Below are 18,021 nucleotides of genomic sequence, written 5' to 3' on the forward strand. Positions count from 1 at the left end.
CCTTCAGTCACGCGGGAGGCCGAGAATGCGCTCGGCGACGACATTGAGCTGAACCTGGGTGGTGCCGCCCGCGATGGTCAGACAGCGGGACATCAGAAATCCGTGCAGAGCCCGGTTCCCGGACCCTTCCGCGGTCGCGCCCGCCGGTCCGAGCAATTCCAGGGCGAGTTCGGCGACCTTCTGCTGGTGGGTGGTCTGGACGAGTTTGCGTACCGAGGCTCCGGCGCCCGGCTCCAGTCCGGACACCTGCTGCAGGGTGGTCCGCAGTCCGATGCAGGCGAGCGCGTGCGCCTCGGCGGCGAGGGCGCCGATCCGCGCCCGGTAGGTGCCGTCGAGCTCGCCGGAGCGGGCGATGAGCGCTTCCAGTCCGGTGTCGAAGGTCATCTGGTCGGCCATGTGGACGCGTTCGTTGCCGAGGGTGTTGCGGGCGACCCGCCAGCCGTCGCCCACATCGCCGACGACGGCATCGGCGGGCAGCAGGACGTCGTCGAAGTACACCTCGTTGAAGAGGGAGTCGCCGGTGATCTCCTTCAGTGGGCGGACGTCGATGCCTTCGGTGTTCTTCATGTCGACGAGGAAGTAGCTGAGCCCCTGGTGCTTGGGGGCGTCCGGGTCGGTCCTGGCGAGCAGGATGCCGTGATCGGCCCACTGGGCGGCGCTCGTCCAGACCTTCTGGCCGTTGATCCGCCAGCCCTCGGCGGTCCGCTCGGCCTTCGTGCGCAGCGAGGCGAGGTCGGAGCCGGCGCCGGGCTCGGAGAACAACTGACACCAGAGGAGTTCGCCGCGCAGAGTGGGCATGAGGTAGCGGTCCTGCTGGTCCGGTGTCCCGTACGCGAGGAGCGACGGCACCACCCAGGTGGCGATCCCCAGGTCGCTCACCCTCACTCCCTGCTCCTTCAACTCCTGCTGCACGGCGAGCTGGTGGAGAGGTCCGGCGTCCAGGCCGTAGGGGGCGGGCAGATGCGGGGCGGCGTAGCCGGTCGGGGCGAGGACGCGGCGGGCGGCCTTCGGGTCGAGCCCCTGGGCGGCGGCGACGGCCTCGCGCGCCTCGGCACGATGGCGGTCGGCCTCGGCGGGGAGTTCGAGGGCGAGTTCGCGGCGCGCTCCGCCCTCGGCCAGCCGGAGGGCCCGCAGCCGGTGGGAGTCCCCCGCCCCCAGCAACTGCCGGGCCACGAGCGCCCGGCGCAGATGGAGGTGGGCGTCGTGCTCCCAGGTGAAGCCGATGCCGCCGAGGACCTGGATGCAGTCCTTGGCGCAGCTGTACGCGGCGTCGAGCGCGGTGCCCGCGGCGAGGGCGGCGACCAGTCCCCGTACCTCCGGGGCTTCGTCCGCCGCGCGGGCGGCGTCCCACACCAGGGCGCGGGCCTGTTCGACGCGGACGAGCATGTCGGCGCAGAGATGCTTGATGCCCTGGAACTGCCCGATGGGACGACCGAACTGTTCGCGGACCCTGGCGTACGCGACGGCGGTGTCCAGCGCCCGGGAGGCGGTGCCGCACGCCTCGGCGGCGAGGAGGACGGCGGCGAGATCACGGACGGCCGCGGAGTCGATCCGTACGGCACGGTTCGCGGGTACGACTACGCCGTCGGCCCGGACCTCGGCGGTGGGACGGGTCGGGTCGGCGCCGCGGTGCGGGCGCACGGTGAGCCCCTCGGCGGTGGTGTCGACGGCGAACCAGCGGGTGCCGGCGGCCGATTCGGCGGGGAGCAGGAGCAGGTCGGCCTCGGCACCGGAGAGCACGGGTGGAGCCGTGCCGTCGAGAAGGTGACCGTCCTCGCCCTCAACGACGGTGAGGGTGCCGGGGCCGAGGGCGACGGCGCCGATGCGGGTACCGGCGGCGAGGGCGCCCAGCAGGTCCCTCCCGCCCGCGTCGCCCAGCACCGCCGAGGCGAGCGCGTTCGCCAGGTACGGGCCGGGGAGCGCGGCCCGTCCCGCCTCCTCGAGAACCACGGCGAGGTCGAGGAGTGTGCCGCCTGCTCCGCCGTGCTCCTCGGGCAGATGTATGCCGAGCAGCCCCTGCTCGCCGAGACCGTCCCAGTAGCCGGGGCGCACACCGGGTGCGGAAGGGGCGCTCGCGTCGAGGAGCTTGCGGATCTCGTCCGGGGGCACGGCGCGCGCCAGCCACCCCCGTACGGCCTGCGCCAACTCCCTCTGTTCCTGGGTGATTCCGATGCCCATGTACGGATCCTCGCCGGTCGCGTCCACTGGAACGCCGACAGGGTAGAACACGTTTCAATCTGACGGAAGGTCAGATGGCCGCACGGTTCGCCGGACGTGGATACACGGATGGAAGGGGCCGTCGAGGATCAGTCAGTGGCGTCGGCTGAACGGAGCGAGAGGCCGAGTTCGCCGACGAGCAGGCGCGGGTGGCGCCGTCTCGGAGGATGCTCAGTCGAGACAGAACTCGTTGCCCTCGATGTCCTGCATCACGATGCAGGACTCATTGACGCCATCGGCAGGCAGCAGTTGCACGCGCACCGCACCGAGCGCGACCAGTCGTGCACACTCGGCCTCGAGTGTGGCGAGGCGCTCTTCACCCACGAGCCCGGTGCCGGCCCGCACGTCGAGATGCAGCCGGTTCTTGACGACCTTGCCTTCGGGAACGCGCTGGAAGTACATGCGCGGGCCCACACCTGAGGGATCACTGCAGGCGAACCATGAATCCCGCTGCTCAGCCGGCTGCGAGCGCTTGAATTCGTCCCAAGTGGCAAACCCCTCCGGTGGCGGCGGTGCGACGTACCCCAACACCTCGCACCAGAAACGAGCGACGCGCTCGGGTTCTGCGCAGTCGAAGGTGACCTGGAACTGCTTGATCGATGGCATCCGCGCACCATAGCAGGGGGGTCTGTTGCTCATTTCCCGGTGTGGATCGGCATGTTGCCGGGAGGACGAACCTCGGACAGTCCTGTTCGTACCGCGTTCACCGCTACGGACGGGGCCGGTCGGTACGCCCTGACCGCCCCGTCCTCCGGCAGCAGCTTCGTGCCGGCCGGGTCCGCCACCGGGTACGCGCCGCACGCCTGCCCGGCGGCGTACCCGGCGAGCGGACTGCCCGTCGAGATCGACCTCGTGCTGACGGTCAGCGCACCGGAGCGTCGAACCGCGGTGCCGTCATGAGCAGATGGGAGACGTCCGACCCCGCCGGGAGTTCCTGCGGCTGCGCGCCGCGGGTGAACAGCCGGGCGGGGCGGGCGCCCTGCACCCAGGCCTGACGGCCGTTGACGCGGAGCCAGGATCCCTCGCGCAGGCCGAGCACCGGCACGTCGTTCTCCTCCAGGAACTCGGTCAGCCGCTCCTCGCGGGTCTCGCCCTTGTGGGTGCTGGCCGGGTCCGGGTCCAGGTAGTGCGGGTTGATCTGGAACGGGACGAGGCCGAGCGCCTCGAAGGACGGCGGCTGAACGATGGGCATGTCGTTGGTGGTACGGAGGGTGGGCGCCGCCATGTTCGTACCGGCGCTGGCCCCCATGTACGGCAGCCCGGCGCGCACCGCCTCGATGACGGCGTCGCGCAACCCGGTGCGATAGAGGGCGCTGAGCAGCCGGAAGGAGTTGCCGCCGCCGATGAACACGGCGTCGGACGCGGCGAGTTCGGCGGTCGGGTCGGCGTTCTCATGGACACCGCGGACGGTGATGCCGGACGGCTCCAGGGCGTCACGGACGCGTGCGGTGTACGCGGTGTAGTCGGCCAGCGCGTAGGGGACGAAGGCCAGTCGGGCACCTGGGGGCAGGAATTCGATGACGGTGTCGAGGGCGTGTTCCAGGTAACCACGGCCGTGCTGGGTGGAGTTGGAGAGCAGAAGCAGATTCACAGGGTTCCTCGGACGACTCGGGTGATTCAGACGGTTCGGGTGGCTCGGGAGGGCACCGGTGTCCCGGTGACCCGGACGTTCGGGTGGGTCAGTCGGTGGTACGGGGGCGGCGGGCCCGCGGCTTCGGGCGCTGCGGTGGGTGGGTGAGCCGCTGCTCCAGGAGCTGGGCCGCCTGGCGCAGGGCATCGAGCCGGTCCTCGGGCGCCCCCTGAAACCGCTCCTCGCCACCGCCGAGGCTGAGGCTCCCGTACGGCTCGCGCCCCAGGAACACCGGAACGGCGACGGTCGCGATCCCGGTGTCGTACTCGCCGACGGTCCAGGCATACCCCTGGGCACGAACCTTCAGGAACTCCTGTTCCAGCTGGTCCGGGTCGGTGACGGTCCGCTCGGTGAAACGGGCCATGGGACGGCCGCGGAACAACCGGTGGCGCTGCTCATCGGGGAGGTAGGCGTAGTACGACTTGCTGGTCGCCCCGGCGTGCGCCGGGTAGAGCTCGCCGACCAGCGGGTAGTAGCGCAGCGGTCCGGTCTCGCCCTCCACGGCGGCCACACACCGCATGTGGAAACTGTCCGGCAGGCAGAACAGGACGGTGTCACCGGTGGCCTGGCGCAGCTCCTCCAGGACCGGCCCGGCGAGCAGTTCCAGCGATCCGGAGCGCTCCCAGAGCCGGCCGAGCCGCAGCACGGCGGGGCCGATGCGGTAACGGCGGGTGGCCGGGTCGGAGACCAGGAAGCCGCGGCCGGCAAGCGTCGCGAGGAGCCGCTGGGCCACCGAGGTGTCCCAGCCGAACTCCTCGGCGACCTCGGTCACGCCCCAGTCCGGCCTGGTCCGCTCGAACGCGAGCAGCACGAGGAGCGCCCGGTCGACGGTTTGCAGGGCCCCGGCGGGGGTGCGCCGGTCCAGATCGAAGTCCGCCATCGTCATCTCACCATTCAGACCTGAATTGCAAATAACGGGAAACAGTTGCGCTCAACGCTATCCGATCCCGAATCTGCTCTCAGCACCCCGTCCGGCGTCCGTGACTCCCTGCCGGGCGCCGGACGGGCGTGATGGATGCGTGAGAAAGGCCCCCCATGTTGAAGTACGTGCTGGACATCCTCGACCTGCTGGACGACCCCCAGGTCAACGGCAAGACGGTCGTCGAGTACCTCGACTCCGTAGCGGGGCCCGAGGGCTCGTCCGCGCAGGTCACCACGGTCGCCGGCGAACGGGGCTCCACGGACTTCGTGCTCGTGAGGATCCCCGGCAGCCAGGGCCGCACCTCCGGCGGCAGCGCCCGCACCCTCGGCGTGGTCGGCCGCCTCGGCGGCATCGGCGCCCGGCCCGAGGTGACCGGTCTGGTCTCCGATGCCGACGGCGCGGCAGCCGCCGTGGCCACCGCGGCCAAGCTGCTCGACATGCGCCGCCGCGGCGATGTGCTGCCCGGCGACGTGATCGTCGCCACCCACATCTGCCCGGACGCGCCGACCGAGCCCCACGAACCGGTGCCGTTCATGGGCTCGCCCGTGGACATCGCCACGATGAACCGGCACGAGGTGACCGGCGAGATGGAGGCCGTGCTCTCCATCGACACCACCAAGGGCAACCGGATCATCAACCACAAGGGCCTGGCCCTCTCCCCCACCGTCAAGGAGGGGTGGGTGCTCCGGGTCAGCGAGCAGCTCGGTGAGCTGCTCGCCGTCGTCACCGGTGAGCCGTTGGTCACGTATCCGGTGACCACGCAGGACATCACGCCGTACGGTAACGGTGCACATCACATCAATTCCATCCTGCAGCCCTCCACCGCGACGGCCGCTCCGGTCGTCGGCCTCGCGGTCACCTCGGCCGCCGCGGTGCCGGGCTGCCAGACGGGCGCGAGCCACGAGACGGACATCGCGTCCGCCGCCCGCTACGCCGTGGAGGTCGCCAAGGCCTACGGCAGTGGCCACCTGGACTTCCACGACGCGGTGGAGTTCGACAACCTCGTCAACCGCTACGGGTCGCTGGCTCACCTGCAGACCTTCGGCCGTACACCCCAGGAGTCCTGATGGCAGCCGCCGCCCCGCAGGCCGAGGCCAAGAGCATCGGCAGCGACGACTACTCCCTCTCGCGCGTCCCGCGCGACAAGAGGTTCGGATTCTGGTCCATGCTGCTGCAGTGGCTGGCCCAGTCCGGCTCGATCTCTCAGTTCACGCTCGGCGCCACCATCGGTGTCGGCATGACCTTCGGGAACGCCTTCCTCGCCTTCACGCTCGGCGCGGTGATCCTGGAGATCGTCATCTTCGCGATCGGTCTGGCCGGGATGCGCGAGGGTCTGGCGACCCCGATGCTGACTCGCTGGGTCGGCTTCGGCCGCAATGGCTCGGCGCTGGTGAGTTTCGTCATCGCGGTCAGCCTGGTCGGCTGGTTCGGGGTCCAGAACACAATCTTCGGCAACAGCGTCTCGGCGCTGGTCGGGGGACCGTCCTGGATGTGGTGCGTGCTCGCGGGCATGGCCATCACCGCCCTGGTGATCTTCGGCTTCCGCTACATGGCGGTCTTCGCGAAGATCGTCACCCCGCTCTTCTTCGCGATGGTCGCCTGGTCCGTCGTCTCGACGCTCAAGGACCACTCCATCAGTGACCTGATCAACTCACCGCCGCCCGGCCAGACGATCCCGCTCGCCGTCGCCGCCACCGCCATCGCGGGCGGCTTCATGACCGGCGCGATCGTGGCCCCGGAGATGACCCGCTACAACCGCAAGGGCTCGCACGTCTTCATCCAGAGCGCCTCGTCGATGATCCTCTCCGAGTACATCGTCGGCATGACCGGTGTGCTCCTCGGTCACCTGGTCAAGAGCAACGAGGTGTCGCACATCGTGCTCTCCACCTCGGGCGCCTTCGGCGTCATCGTGGTCCTGATGTCCACCGCGAAGATCAACGACTGGAACCTGTACGGCTCCTCGCTCGGCGTCGTCAACTTCTTCCAGGTCGTCTTCGGCAAGCGGCTGCACCGCGGCGCGGTCACGATCGTCCTCGGCATCGCCGGCACGGTCCTGTCCGCGATCGGGATCATGACCCACTTCACCGACTTCCTCTCGATCCTCGGTGTGGCCATCCCGCCGATCGGCGGCATCATCGTGGCCGAGTACTGGGTCGTGAAGAGGATGCGCAAGCCGCTGGACGACACCCGCGAGGCCGAGACGCTGCCGAGGACCTCGCCGACCTGGGTGCCGATGTCCATAGCCATCTGGATCGTGGCGTTCTGCGTCGGCAAGTTCTACGACGGCGGCATCCCGGCGCTCAACTCGCTGGGCACGGCCTTCGTGCTGTACGCGGTGCTCGGCCTGCTGGGCTGGGTCAAGCCGTACGGCACCTCCACCCTGGGCGACGAGGACAGCGCTGTCCCCGCCGCCCGCGCAACAACCTCCGTGGGAGCAGCATGACCACCTCCGACCCCGCCTCCCCACTCGTCCCGGCGTCCGACCAGGCTCAGGCCGAGGTCATCGACCTCTGCGCCGAACTGATCCGGTTCGACACCTCCAACCCCACCAGCAACGAACGCGCGTGCGCCGACTGGGTGGTGGGCCGTCTCGCCGAGGTGGGCATCGACTCCGAACTGGTCGAGTCCGCCCCGGGCCGGGCCAACGTCGTCGCCCGCATCGCCGGCCGCGACCCCGAGCGCGGCGCCCTGCTGGTCCACGGCCACCTCGACGTGGTCCCGGCCGACGCGTCCGAGTGGCAGGTGCCGCCGTTCTCCGGCGAGATCCGCGACGGCTACCTCTGGGGCCGCGGTGCGATCGACATGAAGGACACGGTGGCGGTCATGATCGCCACCGCCCGGCACTTCGCCCGCACGGGCACGAAGCCCTCCCGCGACCTGGTCCTCGCCTTCCTCGCCGATGAGGAGGCTGGCGGCAGGTTCGGCGCGCACTGGCTGGTCGAGCACCGTCCGGAACTGTTCTCCGGGGTGACCGAGGCGATCGGCGAGGGCGGCGGTTTCTCCTTCGCCATCGACGACACCCGGCGCCTCTACCCGATCGAGAACGCCCAGCGCGGCATGGCCTGGATGGAGCTCACCGCCACCGGACGGGCCGGTCACGGTTCGTCCCCCAACGACGAGAACGCGGTCACCGACCTCGCCGAGTCGTTGACCCGGATCGGCCGCCACACGTTCCCGATCCGCCTGATCGAGCCGGTGCGCGCGCTGCTCGAAGAGGCCGCCCACCTCCAGGGGGTCGACTTCGACGAGGACGACATCGAGGGCAGCCTGGCGAAGCTGGGCCCGGTCTCCGACTTCATGCAGGTCGTCCTGCGCAACTCGGCGAACCCCACCATGTTCAACGCCGGTTACCAGACGAACGTCATCCCGGGGAAGGCCACGGCCCGCGTCGACGGCCGGTTCCTCCCCGGACACGAGCAGGAACTCATCGACACCATCGATCAGTTGCTCCTGCCGTCGGTCAGCCGCGAGTGGGTCAACCACGACATCGCGATGGAGACGACGTTCGACGGCCCGCTCGTCGACGCGATGTGTGAGGCCGTACGCGCCGAGGATCCGGACGGACACCCGGTTCCGTACTGCAACCCCGGCGGCACGGACGCCAAGGCCTTCACCCACCTCGGCATCCGCTGCTTCGGCTTCAAGGGCCTGAAGCTGCCGCACGACCTGGACTACGGCCGGCTCTTCCACGGCGTGGACGAGCGCGTCCCGCTGGAGGGGCTGCGGTTCGGGGTCCGCGTCATGACCCGACTCTGGCAGAGCTGCTGAGCCGATCGAGCAGCTCCGCCGGGGGCCGCCCCGACCCGGGCCCACCCCTCGTACGCCCCCGCCGGACCTGTTCCGGCGGGGGCGTACGGCATGGCGCGCAGCCCTGCGCGAGCCGTACCCGGACGTTCACGACCGCTTCACGGAACGGTCAGCCGGGGCGCCCCTCCCCCTCCCCGTGACCACCTAACGTCCTTGGTTCAGACCGGTTACCGACTCGTTATAGTGACCGCGCCAGAGACAAGGAACCCCCGTGAGAATCACCCCTCTTGTGATCATTGCCGCGTCCGCGGCGCTCGCCGCACCGACCGCTGCCCACGCCGAGCCCGACGCCTCTCACCCGCCCGCGGCACCCGGTGTGAGTGTGCCCGGTGGGCGGTACGAGCACGCGGTGACACTGAAGTTCAGCGCCGAGCGCGGAACCACCGTCCGCTACACGCTGGACGGCTCGACCCCGACCCGCGAAAGCAGCGTCTACTCCCCCGGCCGCCCACTGCGGATCACCGAGGACACCAACGTCACGGCTGTCGCCTTCCACGGCAGTCAGGCGAGCCCGCCCGTCTCGTACGGCTACCTGATCAAGACTCAGGAGAAGCCGCTCGCCACGTTCGTCGTCATGTCGGACGTCCACGTCGGGGACCACGCGCACAACGACAAGAAGTACGAGAGCTTCTTCGACACCATCGGTTCGATCTTCCCGAACCCGGACGCGATCCTGTCCAACGGCGACATGATCAATGACAACGGCGACGGCAAGGGTCCTGACCACAGGATCGTCTCGGAGATCTTCCAGGCGAACCTCAAGCGCAAGGGCATGGACAGCACCCAGCTGCTGATCTCCAACGGCAACCACGACGCGAGCCTCGCCGCGATACGGGCCGGCTACCCGAAGGCGTGGTTCCCGGACTCCGGCGGCGGCTACTACGAGTCCGACGTCAAGGGTGTGCACCTCTTCACGGTGAACACGGAGACGTACAACAACGACACCGCGCAGCGCACCTGGCTGAAGACCCGCCTGGCCGAGCTCACCGCTGACCCGGCGAACGCCAACCGGCCGATCCTCGTCCAGGGCCACCGCCCCACCACCGGAACGGCGATGGACGGGCAGCAGGCGTCCAACCCGCGGCTGGCCGAGGACCTGAGCGCCTTCCCGCAGGCGATCCTCTTCAGCGGCCACTCGCACCTCAACATCAACGACGACCGGTCGATCCACCAGCGCGACTTCACGTCGGTCAACGACGGTTCGATGTCGTACGTCGAGATCGACCACGGCTACCAGATGGTCACCGAGACGGGCCTCGCCAACCGCTTCGAGTCGCCGACCGCCCAGGCGCTCTTCGTCGAGGTCTACAAGGACCGTACGGAGATCGAGCGCATCAACATGGCCGCGGACCAGCACGACATCTACGCCGGAGGACAGTGGTCGGCGAGCTGGCAGCCGCCGTACGCCAGCGCGGGCACGCTGAGCGGTCCGGGCTGGACGGTACGTCTGAAGGGCTCGACGAACCAGCAGATCAAGGACAACTTCCGGTACACCGCCGCCGAACGGAACAAGGTGGCACCGCGGTTCACCACCGGCGAGCCGTTGACGACGGTACGCGGCCCCGAGGGCGCCACGGCCGTGCGGATCGCGCAGGCCCAGGACGACCAGATGGTCCACCACTACGACGTCGACATCACCGACACGACGACCGGCACCAAGGCCGTCTCGTCCAAGGTCCTCTCCGACTTCTTCATCATGCCGCGCCCGAACACCCTGGACATCCCGGTCCCGGGCGCGGTGGCGGGTCACACGTACGAGGCGCGGGTCGTGGCGGTGGACGCGTACGGCAACGCCTCCCCGGCCACGACGCTGACGTTCACCCGCTGACGCGCCGGAACACCCCTGGAGCGGTGGGCCGCCGGGCCCACCGCTCCTGCGGCCGCACCGGGAGTCGGCCCGGCCGGCGCAGGCCACCCCGCCGACAGTGCCGGCCGGCCCGTACGGCACGATGAGGCGCCGTTTCATTCCCGTACGACCAGGAGGAACCCCGTGGCCGCCGAGCCCGAGCCGGAGATTCTCGCCGCCTTCCAGGCGGCCAAGGGCTTCATGCCGGTGGTCGAGGGGCTCGCCCTCCACGCGGCCGCCACCGACGCCGCCGCGCTCGGTCTGCCGCTGCTGGAGGTCGGGACGTACTGCGGGCGGTCCACGATCCTGCTCGCCGACGTCGCCCGGGCGGCCGGTGTGACCGCACTCACCGTCGACCATCACCGGGGCAGCGAGGAGCAGCAGCCGGGCTGGGAGTACCACGACCCGACCGTCGTGGACCCGGAGGTCGGCCGGATGGACACGTTGCCGACCTTCCGCCGCACGCTGCACGCGGCGGGCCTCGAAGACCACGTCGTGGCGCTCGTCGGGCGGTCCCCGCAGGTCGCGGCCGTCTGGGGCGGGCAGCTCGGCTTCGTCTTCATCGACGGCGGGCACACCGACGAGCACGCGAACGGTGACTACGAGGGCTGGGCGCCGCATGTCGCCGAGGGCGGGCTGCTCGTGATCCACGACGTGTTCCCCGACCCTGCGCACGGTGGTCAGGCACCGTACCGGGTGTATCTGCGGGCGCTGGAGTCCGGGGCGTTCACCGAGGTGTCGGCCACGGACTCGCTGCGCGTCCTGCGCCGTACCGGAACGGGGATCTGAGAGTGCCCGGCAGTAGGCAGCGCGGGTGAAGGAGCGGGGCTGGGGTGCGTGCTTCGCAAGGCGGAGGATTGAGCCAACGCGAAGGGGGTCCCCCCCATGCCTTTGGGGCTATGGGGGAGTTGGAGATTGACGACAACGCCGCGAGGTGCGTGCACCGGCCCCGCGACGCCGCGAAGCCTACTGCCGGGCACTCTGAGCCGCCGGATAGCATCGCGACGTGCCGTACAACACCAGTGTTCCTCCCGCCCCTCACCCCGCGCGGCGCCGCCGGGCCCTGCTCGCCGCTGCCGCGCTGGGCTGCGTCTGCCTGATCACGGGGTGCGGCGGTGGCAGTGGTGGTGGGGCGGCAGCGCAGCCGCGCGAGGGCGGTGGCGGCACGTCGTCCGCGCCGTCCCTGTCGTCTTCGCCCGCGAAGAGCAGTCCGGCGGCGGGGACGACCGCGGTACCGCCCTCCCCGTCGAAGTCCACGAGCCGCACGGTGTCCGGGCCGCTGTCGGGGAAGACGGTCGTGATCGACCCCGGGCACAACCCACGCAACCACGAGCACACCCGCGAGATCGGCCGCCAGGTGGACATCGGCACCGCGCACAAGGAGTGCGACACCACCGGTACGTCCACCGACTCGGGCTACGCCGAGGCCGAGTTCACCCTCGACGTCTCCCACCGGCTGCGGGCGCTCCTGCAGGCACAGGGCGCCAAGGTGGTCCTTACGTACGACAACGACCGCCCCTACGGGCCGTGCATCGACGAGCGGGCCCGGATCGGCAACAACGCCGAGGCCGATGCGGTCGTGTCGGTGCACGCGGACGGTTCCGCGGTCGGCAACCGCGGCTTCCATGTGATTCTTCCCGCACTCGTGCGCGGCGGGGCGGCGGACACCTCGAAAATCGTCGAACCGTCGCGCGATCTCGGCACCCGGATCGCCGGTCTCTTCGTGCGCGCTACCGGAAGTTCGCCTTCCAATTATGTGGGCGACAATACGGGGTTGGACACCCGCAAGGATCTGGGCGGACTCAATTTGTCCACGGTGCCCAAGGTGTTCATCGAGTGCGGCAATATGCGTGACCCTAAGGACGCCGCCCTGCTCACCAGCGCAGGCTGGCGCCAGAAGGCCGCACAGGGCATTGCGGACGGCATCAGTTCCTACCTGCGCGGGTAAGACCGACCGGCACATGGGAGGCGGTCGGCCCAAGCACGTGTAATTGTGCGGCGGTTGTGCGGTGGTTATGCAGGGTTATTCGGGGGGATGACCGTCCAAGGTCCGGGCCAGGACACAGCCCGCCCGGGCAGACGATAGATTCATCCGTGCGATGCGGAGCCGCCCTCGGGCTTCGCTCCGTGCCCGCCGCACCGGCGGCAGCGACGACCGCCCGACGAGACGACCGACTAAGGACCTTCACGTGGATATCCGCTCGCTCACTAGAGGCGATGGCGTGGTGATCGGAGCAGCGGTCGTGCTGTTCATCGCCTCTTTCCTCGATTTCTTCTCCTACAAAGGCCTCACCGTCGCCGCACCGAACGCCTGGGACTCGCTGGGCAATGCGATCGGCGTCTACCTGGTCGGGGTGATCGGTGCGGCACTGATCGTGCTCTCCCATTCGCAGCCCCAGCCCCGCAAGATCGTCGGCCTGGAACTCGGCCAGTTCGGTGTCGCGGCCACGGTCTTCACCGCGTGGAACATCTTCTGGACGATCATCGACCTCGGCCAGGTCGACGCAGGTGCCGGTCTCGTCCTCGGTCTGATCGCCTCGTTCGTGCTGGCCGGCGGTGCGGTCGCCACCCCGCTGGTTCCCGCGCTGAAGGCACCCCTGATGAGCGCCCCGCGCCCGCAGCCCGTGCAGGCGCCGTACGGCGGCCAGCCGCAGCCCGGCCAGGGGTACGGCTACCCGGGTGCGCAGCAGCAGCCTTACGGGGCGCAGCCGGGGCAGCCCCAGCCGTACGGTGCCCAGCCGCAGCCCGGTCAGCCCGCCCCCGCCCAGGCGCAGCAGGGCGGCGCCGCGCCGGCCGGCGACTTCACGCCGTTCTGGTTCGCCGTCCCGGTGGCCCGTCCGCTGTACGGCGAGGACGGTTCGCCGAGCCCGATCGCCGAACTGGCGCCGGGCACTTGGTACCTCGCGGTCGAGCAGCGTGGTCCGAGTCTCATCGCCCAGACCCAGGACGGCCGTCGTGGCGTTCTGCAGGACACCACGGGCATCCAGCGCGGCTGACAGCACTTCCGCTCTGCGGCCCCTCGCCCCTTCCGGGCGGGGGGCCGCTGCCGTACTCTCCGCCCGTACAAGCGATCTGACGCAGCGTCAGTGAAAGATGGCTGGAGGAACCGGTATGCGGCTCGGACTCGCTCTCGGCTACTGGGGCCGCGGCCCGAACCCCGCCCACCTGGAGCTCGCCCGCGAGGCGGAACAGCTGGGCTACGACTCGGTGTGGACGGCGGAGGCCTGGGGCTCCGACGCCTTCACCCCGCTGACCTGGATCGCGGCGCACACCTCCCGCATCCGGCTGGGCACCGGCATCGCGCAGATGGCGGCGCGCACCCCGACCGCGACGGCCATGCACGCACTGACCCTCGACCACCTCTCCGGCGGCCGCATGATGCTCGGGCTCGGGCTGTCAGGGCCCCAGGTGGTGGAGGGCTGGTACGGGCGCCCGTTCCCGAAGAGCCCGCTGACCGCCACCCGCGAGTACGTCGAGGTCATCCGGCAAGTAATGAGGCGCGAGGCCCCTGTTGAGCTGGACGGGCGGTTCCACTCCCATCCGTACACCGGTCCGGACGCGACCGGGCTCGGCAAGCCGCTGAAGCCGATCACCCATCCGCTGCGGGCCGGGATGCCCGTGCTGCTGGGTGCCGAAGGCCCGAAGAACATCGCGCAGACGACCCGGATCGCGGACGGCTGGCTGCCGCTGTACTGGTCGCCGCTACGGACCGATGTGTACGAGGCGTCGCTGACCGGGCTCCCCGACGGCTTCATGATCGCGCCGATGGCCCGTGCGCACGTCTGTGACGACGTCACGGAAGGCCTGCTGCCGGTGAAGGCGATGCTCGGCTTCTACATCGGCGGGATGGGACACGCCGCCCGTAACTTCCACGCCGGCCTGATGGCACGGATGGGCTTCGCGGAGGAGGCGCGGCGGATTCAGCAGCTGTTCCTCCAGGGCCGCAAGGAGGAGGCGGTGCTGGCTGTGCCGGACGCGTTCGCCGATGAGATCTCGCTCGTCGGACCGCGTGAACGGATCGCGGAAAGGCTGGAGTTGTGGCGCAAGGGCCCGGTGACCGACCTGCTGGTCACGGCACCGGACCCACGCACCCTGCGCGTACTGGCAGACCTCAACAGCGCCTGAGCGCCCGCCTCAGCGGAACCTCGCACGCTCCAGCCAGAAGTCGAGCAACTCCCGGTCTCCGAGCACCTCGACCCGTCCGCTGTCCACGTCCAGCCGCCGGTTGAAGAGCAGCATCAGGTCCGTCAGCGGCGCGCGCACCGCGACGGTCGCCTTCTCATGCGCCCGCCGCCAGGTGAACCCGTCCTCGCCGAACTCGATCAGCCACTCCGCCGCAGGCACGTCCGTGGCATGGAAGTGGAGGGACCGGCCGGCCCCCCGGAGCTCCCCGGCCTCCGGGTCCCCCATGGACTGGGCGAAGGCGACGATCTCCAGCCACTCGTCCATGGTGTCGGCCGCCAGTTCAGGATCCACCTCGTAGCCGGCCCGCACGGCGAGCACCGCGTCGGCGCGGTGGACGACCGTCTCGTGCGCCATGCGCCGCGCCCAGAACCCTGCGCTCGTGTCCCACGACCAGCTCCACACCTGCTGGTCACGGCCTGCGTCGCGCAGGACGGCTGCCGTCTTCGCCGCCCCGTCGGCCAGCCAGGCGTCCAGCACGGCCGGGTCGTCGCCGGCCGGCGTGAACTCCGGCACCTCTTCGTCCGGGAGCTGCCCGGTCGCCCGGGTGCGGACGATCTCACCGGCCCAGCGGTGGGCACCTCCGACATGCACGGCGAGATCGCGCAGCGTCCAGTCGGGGCAGGTCGGGACCCGCGCAGAGAGATCCTCGCCCTTGATCACCGCCCTCAACTCATCGGTCTGCCGGACGATTTCGTCGCAGTAGCGATCATGTGAAAGAAGTGTCATAGCGGCACCCTAATGGGGTCGTCGCTCGGCCCACATCGGTTATCCGCCCAGCTGGGAGGCGGACGGCACCTTGTCCTTCACCTCGGCGCCCGCGCTCTTGCCTGCGTCCTTGATACCGCTGATGACGTTCTCGAAGGCACCGACGTCCCCCGCGCTCGCCTCGCCCGTGCGGAGCTTGTTCCCGAGCCCCTTGAGCGACTCGATGCCCGCAGTCAGCGGCGCGACCGCCTTCGACAGCAGCGGGTCGCCCTTGGCGTTCTCCGCCGCCGCCTTGAGCCGGTTGTACGCGAACCCGCCCGCGAGCCCCGCCTTGATCAGTGCGGACTTCCGCCCGTCGGCGCCCTTCTTGAACGTGCCCGCACGGTACGGCTTCACGATCCACTGATACGTGGCACCCGCCGCGAGCCCCGCATTGGCGACGAACCGCGTCTTCGCGAGCTTCTGCTTCTCCGGCGACGCCGTGCCGCTCGGGGACGGGGAGGAGCTCGCACTGCTCCCGGATCCCTTGCCGCACGCGGTGGCGCCCACCAGCACAGTGCAGGACAGCAGCAACGCTACGAACAGGCGGCGGAGCGGTACGGAACCGGGCACGGCGGGCCTCCCTGGACGGGCACACGGCGAGTTCTGCGGTGAGTGACGCGGTTCGGCACTCCCGGCCAGGCTCGTCCCGGCCCGGGCGCCGCGCCACTCAGGAGGCGCCGTCCGGGTTTCGGGCCACATTCGCCGCTACTGACCTGCCGGTGAGGACGCGCTCAGTGGTCCACGCGGACCATCAGGTGCGCGAAGCCTCGTCGCAGCAGTCCGGCTCCAGCCCCTTCGGCAGCCGTTCGCCGCTGAAGACCGCGGTCGTCGCCTCGTCGCCTCCCAGAGCGGCCACCGCGAGCAGCAGCGAGCCGGCGGTCCAGGTGGTGTGCTCCTCCGGCCAGAACGCCCGGTTGCCCTCGAAGACGTAACCGGTCCAGTACATGCCGCCCTCGGCGCGCAGGTGCTGGATGGACTGGAGAATCTCCAGCGCCCGGTCGGACTCACCCATCACCCAGAGTGTCAGGGCGAGTTCGCAGCTCTCGCCGCCCGTCACCCAGGGGTTGGGCAGCACACAGCGCACCCCGAGGCCGGGGACGACGAAGCGGTCCCAGGCTTCCTCGATCCGTTCCTTGGCGGCCGTTCCGGTGAGCGCTCCGCCGAGGACCGGGTAGTACCAGTCCATCGAGTAGCGGCTCTTGTCGAGGAAGCGCTCGGGGTGGTTGCGGATCGCGTGCGCGAGCGCACCGGTGGCCAGCTCCCAGTCGGGCTGCGGCTCCTCGCGCTGTTCGGCGATGGCGAGTGCACAGCGCAGCGCCTGGTGGATGGAGGAGCAGCCGGTCAGCAGGGCGTCGTCGACCGGGGTGCCGTCGGGTTCACGCTTCCAGCCGATCTGCCCGCCCGGCTGCTGGAGCCGCAGGACGAATTCGACGGCCGCGTGGACGGTCGGCCACATCCGGTCGATGAACGCGTCGTCGCCGGTGGCGAGGTAGTGATGCCAGACGCCGACCGCCACGTACGCGCAGAAGTTGGACTCCAGGCTCCGGTCGGTCGGCCGGTCCGGGTCGCCGTCGTGGTAGGCGGCGTACCAGGAGCCGTCCTCGTTCTGGTGCCGGGCCAGCCAGTCGTAGGCGCGTTCCGCCGCGGCGTGCTCACCCGCGGCGTCGAGGGCCATGGCGGCCTCGGTGTGGTCCCACGGGTCGAGGTGGTGACCGCGGAACCAGGGCAGCGCGCCGTCCTCGCACTGCACGGCGAGCAGCGCGGCGACGGTCTCGGTGGCCTGCTCGGCGGTGAGCACTCCGGGCAGGACGAGGTGTTCGGTCTGCTCGGGAGTGGTCACGCCTCGGCCTTCGGAAGGTCGTCCGCTGCGGCGGCCCTGGGCAGGTGCGGCTTGGTGGCGTAGGCGACGAAGCTCTTGCCGACAACCGGGTTGAGCAGCTGCTCGGCGACCCGGGTGACGGCCGGCTTCTTCATGATGTCCCAGACCAGCAGCTTGTGGTAGGCGCGGACCGGGAGCGCCGCGTCCTCGCCGTCGCGGCCGACTCCGAACGCGCACTTCAGCCACCAGTACGGCGAGTGCAGGGCGTGGGCGTGGTGGGTGCCGTACGGCTTGAGACCGGCGCCGCGGATCTTGTCCAGGAGTTCATCGGCCTTGTAGATGCGGATGTGGCCGCCCTCGACCTCGTGGTACGCATCGGAGAGCGTCCAGCAGATCTTCTCGGGGCCGTACCGCGGCACGGTGATGGCGATCCGGCCGCCGGGCTTGAGGACCCGGACCATCTCGGCGAGCACGCCCTTGTCGTCGGGGATGTGCTCCATCACCTCGGAGATGATGACGACGTCGAAGGACTCGTCGGGGAACGGCAGGTTGAGCGCGTCACCCTCCATCGCGGTGGCGGTGGCGCCTTCGGGGGCCTCACCGGCCTCCTTCATCGCCGCGAACCACTTCGCGACCTCGCGGATCTCCTCGCCGTTCTGGTCGAGAGCCACCACCTGGGCGCCGCGCCGGTAGCACTCGAAGGCGTGGCGTCCGGCGCCGCAGCCCAGATCGAGCACTCGGTCGCCTGCGGCGAGCGGGAAGCGGGTGAAGTCCACGGTCAGCACGAATGCCTGCTTTCGCGGTCGGGGGGTCGAGGAGGGGTCAGGGAGCCGGGACGGCGAGGACGG

Annotated in this window: 16 protein-coding genes; 8 read left to right on the plus strand and 8 right to left on the minus strand. The window is 70.2% G+C overall.

Annotated elements, in window-relative coordinates:
• Nucleotides 1-3 precede the first annotated feature (3 nt).
• The 4 genes from ACNPQM_RS00565 to ACNPQM_RS00580 all read right to left on the minus strand — a co-directional run bounded on the left by ACNPQM_RS00565 (nt 4) and on the right by ACNPQM_RS00580 (nt 4,727).
• Nucleotides 4-2,178 (minus strand): acyl-CoA dehydrogenase, encoded by a 2,175-nt coding sequence (locus ACNPQM_RS00565; RefSeq protein WP_418082572.1) that lies wholly within the window; start codon nt 2,176-2,178, stop codon nt 4-6.
• A gap of 210 nt (nt 2,179-2,388) precedes the next feature.
• Nucleotides 2,389-2,823 (minus strand): VOC family protein, encoded by a 435-nt coding sequence (locus ACNPQM_RS00570; RefSeq protein WP_358859527.1) that lies wholly within the window; start codon nt 2,821-2,823, stop codon nt 2,389-2,391.
• A gap of 256 nt (nt 2,824-3,079) precedes the next feature.
• Complete coding sequence (gene pepE / locus ACNPQM_RS00575) at nt 3,080-3,808, minus strand: dipeptidase PepE (protein WP_418082388.1); 729 nt, start codon at nt 3,806-3,808, stop codon at nt 3,080-3,082.
• A gap of 88 nt (nt 3,809-3,896) precedes the next feature.
• Entirely contained in the window at nt 3,897-4,727 is an 831-nt protein-coding gene (locus ACNPQM_RS00580; RefSeq protein WP_418082389.1) for an IclR family transcriptional regulator, read from the minus strand.
• Between the two features lie 155 nt (nt 4,728-4,882).
• Between ACNPQM_RS00580 and ACNPQM_RS00585 the strand changes: the two genes are divergently transcribed.
• The 8 genes from ACNPQM_RS00585 to ACNPQM_RS00620 all read left to right on the plus strand — a co-directional run bounded on the left by ACNPQM_RS00585 (nt 4,883) and on the right by ACNPQM_RS00620 (nt 14,547).
• Nucleotides 4,883-5,836: a DUF1177 domain-containing protein gene (locus ACNPQM_RS00585; protein ID WP_418082390.1), complete on the plus strand. Its 954-nt coding sequence runs from the start codon at nt 4,883-4,885 to the stop codon at nt 5,834-5,836.
• The gene (locus tag ACNPQM_RS00590; RefSeq protein WP_418082391.1) at nt 5,836-7,212 is read left to right on the plus strand and encodes a cytosine permease; all 1,377 of its coding nucleotides are present in this window, start codon (nt 5,836-5,838) and stop codon (nt 7,210-7,212) included. Before ACNPQM_RS00585 ends, ACNPQM_RS00590 begins: the two co-directional genes overlap by 1 nt.
• The gene (locus tag ACNPQM_RS00595; protein ID WP_418082392.1) at nt 7,209-8,537 is read left to right on the plus strand and encodes a M20/M25/M40 family metallo-hydrolase; all 1,329 of its coding nucleotides are present in this window, start codon (nt 7,209-7,211) and stop codon (nt 8,535-8,537) included. The genes ACNPQM_RS00590 and ACNPQM_RS00595 overlap by 4 nt, the downstream gene beginning before the upstream one ends.
• Nucleotides 8,538-8,787: 250 nt before the next feature.
• Nucleotides 8,788-10,404, plus strand: a complete 1,617-nt coding sequence (locus ACNPQM_RS00600; protein ID WP_418082393.1) for a chitobiase/beta-hexosaminidase C-terminal domain-containing protein — start codon at nt 8,788-8,790, stop codon at nt 10,402-10,404.
• A gap of 219 nt (nt 10,405-10,623) precedes the next feature.
• Entirely contained in the window at nt 10,624-11,211 is a 588-nt protein-coding gene (locus ACNPQM_RS00605) for a class I SAM-dependent methyltransferase (RefSeq protein WP_418082574.1), read from the plus strand.
• A gap of 217 nt (nt 11,212-11,428) precedes the next feature.
• Complete coding sequence (locus tag ACNPQM_RS00610; RefSeq protein WP_418082394.1) at nt 11,429-12,370, plus strand: N-acetylmuramoyl-L-alanine amidase; 942 nt, start codon at nt 11,429-11,431, stop codon at nt 12,368-12,370.
• A gap of 274 nt (nt 12,371-12,644) precedes the next feature.
• Nucleotides 12,645-13,418: a hypothetical protein gene (locus ACNPQM_RS00615; RefSeq protein WP_418082395.1), complete on the plus strand. Its 774-nt coding sequence runs from the start codon at nt 12,645-12,647 to the stop codon at nt 13,416-13,418.
• Between the two features lie 115 nt (nt 13,419-13,533).
• On the plus strand, nt 13,534-14,547 hold the full coding sequence (locus ACNPQM_RS00620) for an LLM class F420-dependent oxidoreductase (RefSeq protein ID WP_418082396.1): 1,014 nt from the start codon (nt 13,534-13,536) through the stop codon (nt 14,545-14,547).
• Nucleotides 14,548-14,556: 9 nt separating this feature from the next.
• Here the strand turns inward: ACNPQM_RS00620 and ACNPQM_RS00625 are convergent, their stop codons facing one another.
• The 4 genes from ACNPQM_RS00625 to ACNPQM_RS00640 form a co-directional block, all read right to left on the minus strand.
• Nucleotides 14,557-15,333 carry a maleylpyruvate isomerase family mycothiol-dependent enzyme gene (locus ACNPQM_RS00625; RefSeq protein ID WP_418082397.1) on the minus strand — a complete coding sequence of 259 codons (777 nt, stop codon included), beginning with the start codon at nt 15,331-15,333 and terminating at the stop codon, nt 14,557-14,559.
• Nucleotides 15,334-15,372: 39 nt separating this feature from the next.
• Nucleotides 15,373-15,924, minus strand: coding sequence for a hypothetical protein (locus ACNPQM_RS00630; RefSeq protein ID WP_418082398.1), 552 nt, complete (start codon nt 15,922-15,924; stop codon nt 15,373-15,375).
• A gap of 181 nt (nt 15,925-16,105) precedes the next feature.
• Nucleotides 16,106-17,194 (minus strand): prenyltransferase/squalene oxidase repeat-containing protein, encoded by a 1,089-nt coding sequence (locus ACNPQM_RS00635; RefSeq protein WP_418082399.1) that lies wholly within the window; start codon nt 17,192-17,194, stop codon nt 16,106-16,108.
• A complete protein-coding gene (locus tag ACNPQM_RS00640) occupies nt 17,191-17,958 on the minus strand; it encodes a class I SAM-dependent methyltransferase (protein WP_358859541.1) in 768 nt (255 codons plus the stop codon). The genes ACNPQM_RS00635 and ACNPQM_RS00640 overlap by 4 nt, the downstream gene beginning before the upstream one ends.
• Nucleotides 17,959-18,021: the final 63 nt, after the last annotated feature.

This window comes from Streptomyces sp. NPDC056231, assembly GCF_048270745.1.
Classification (GTDB): Bacteria; Actinomycetota; Actinomycetes; order Streptomycetales; family Streptomycetaceae; genus Streptomyces.

Excerpts from the sequence above, each read along its gene's own strand:
- ACNPQM_RS00565 (WP_418082572.1), bottom strand. The coding sequence starts at position 2,178 with ATGGGCATCGGAATCACCCAGGAACAGAGGGAGTTGGCGCAGGCCGTA.
- ACNPQM_RS00570 (WP_358859527.1), bottom strand. The coding sequence starts at position 2,823 with ATGCCATCGATCAAGCAGTTCCAGGTCACCTTCGACTGCGCAGAACCC.
- ACNPQM_RS00580 (WP_418082389.1), bottom strand. The coding sequence starts at position 4,727 with ATGGCGGACTTCGATCTGGACCGGCGCACCCCCGCCGGGGCCCTGCAA.
- ACNPQM_RS00585 (WP_418082390.1), top strand. The coding sequence starts at position 4,883 with ATGTTGAAGTACGTGCTGGACATCCTCGACCTGCTGGACGACCCCCAG.
- ACNPQM_RS00590 (WP_418082391.1), top strand. The coding sequence starts at position 5,836 with ATGGCAGCCGCCGCCCCGCAGGCCGAGGCCAAGAGCATCGGCAGCGAC.
- ACNPQM_RS00595 (WP_418082392.1), top strand. The coding sequence starts at position 7,209 with ATGACCACCTCCGACCCCGCCTCCCCACTCGTCCCGGCGTCCGACCAG.
- ACNPQM_RS00605 (WP_418082574.1), top strand. The coding sequence starts at position 10,624 with ATGCCGGTGGTCGAGGGGCTCGCCCTCCACGCGGCCGCCACCGACGCC.
- ACNPQM_RS00620 (WP_418082396.1), top strand. The coding sequence starts at position 13,534 with ATGCGGCTCGGACTCGCTCTCGGCTACTGGGGCCGCGGCCCGAACCCC.
- ACNPQM_RS00625 (WP_418082397.1), bottom strand. The coding sequence starts at position 15,333 with ATGACACTTCTTTCACATGATCGCTACTGCGACGAAATCGTCCGGCAG.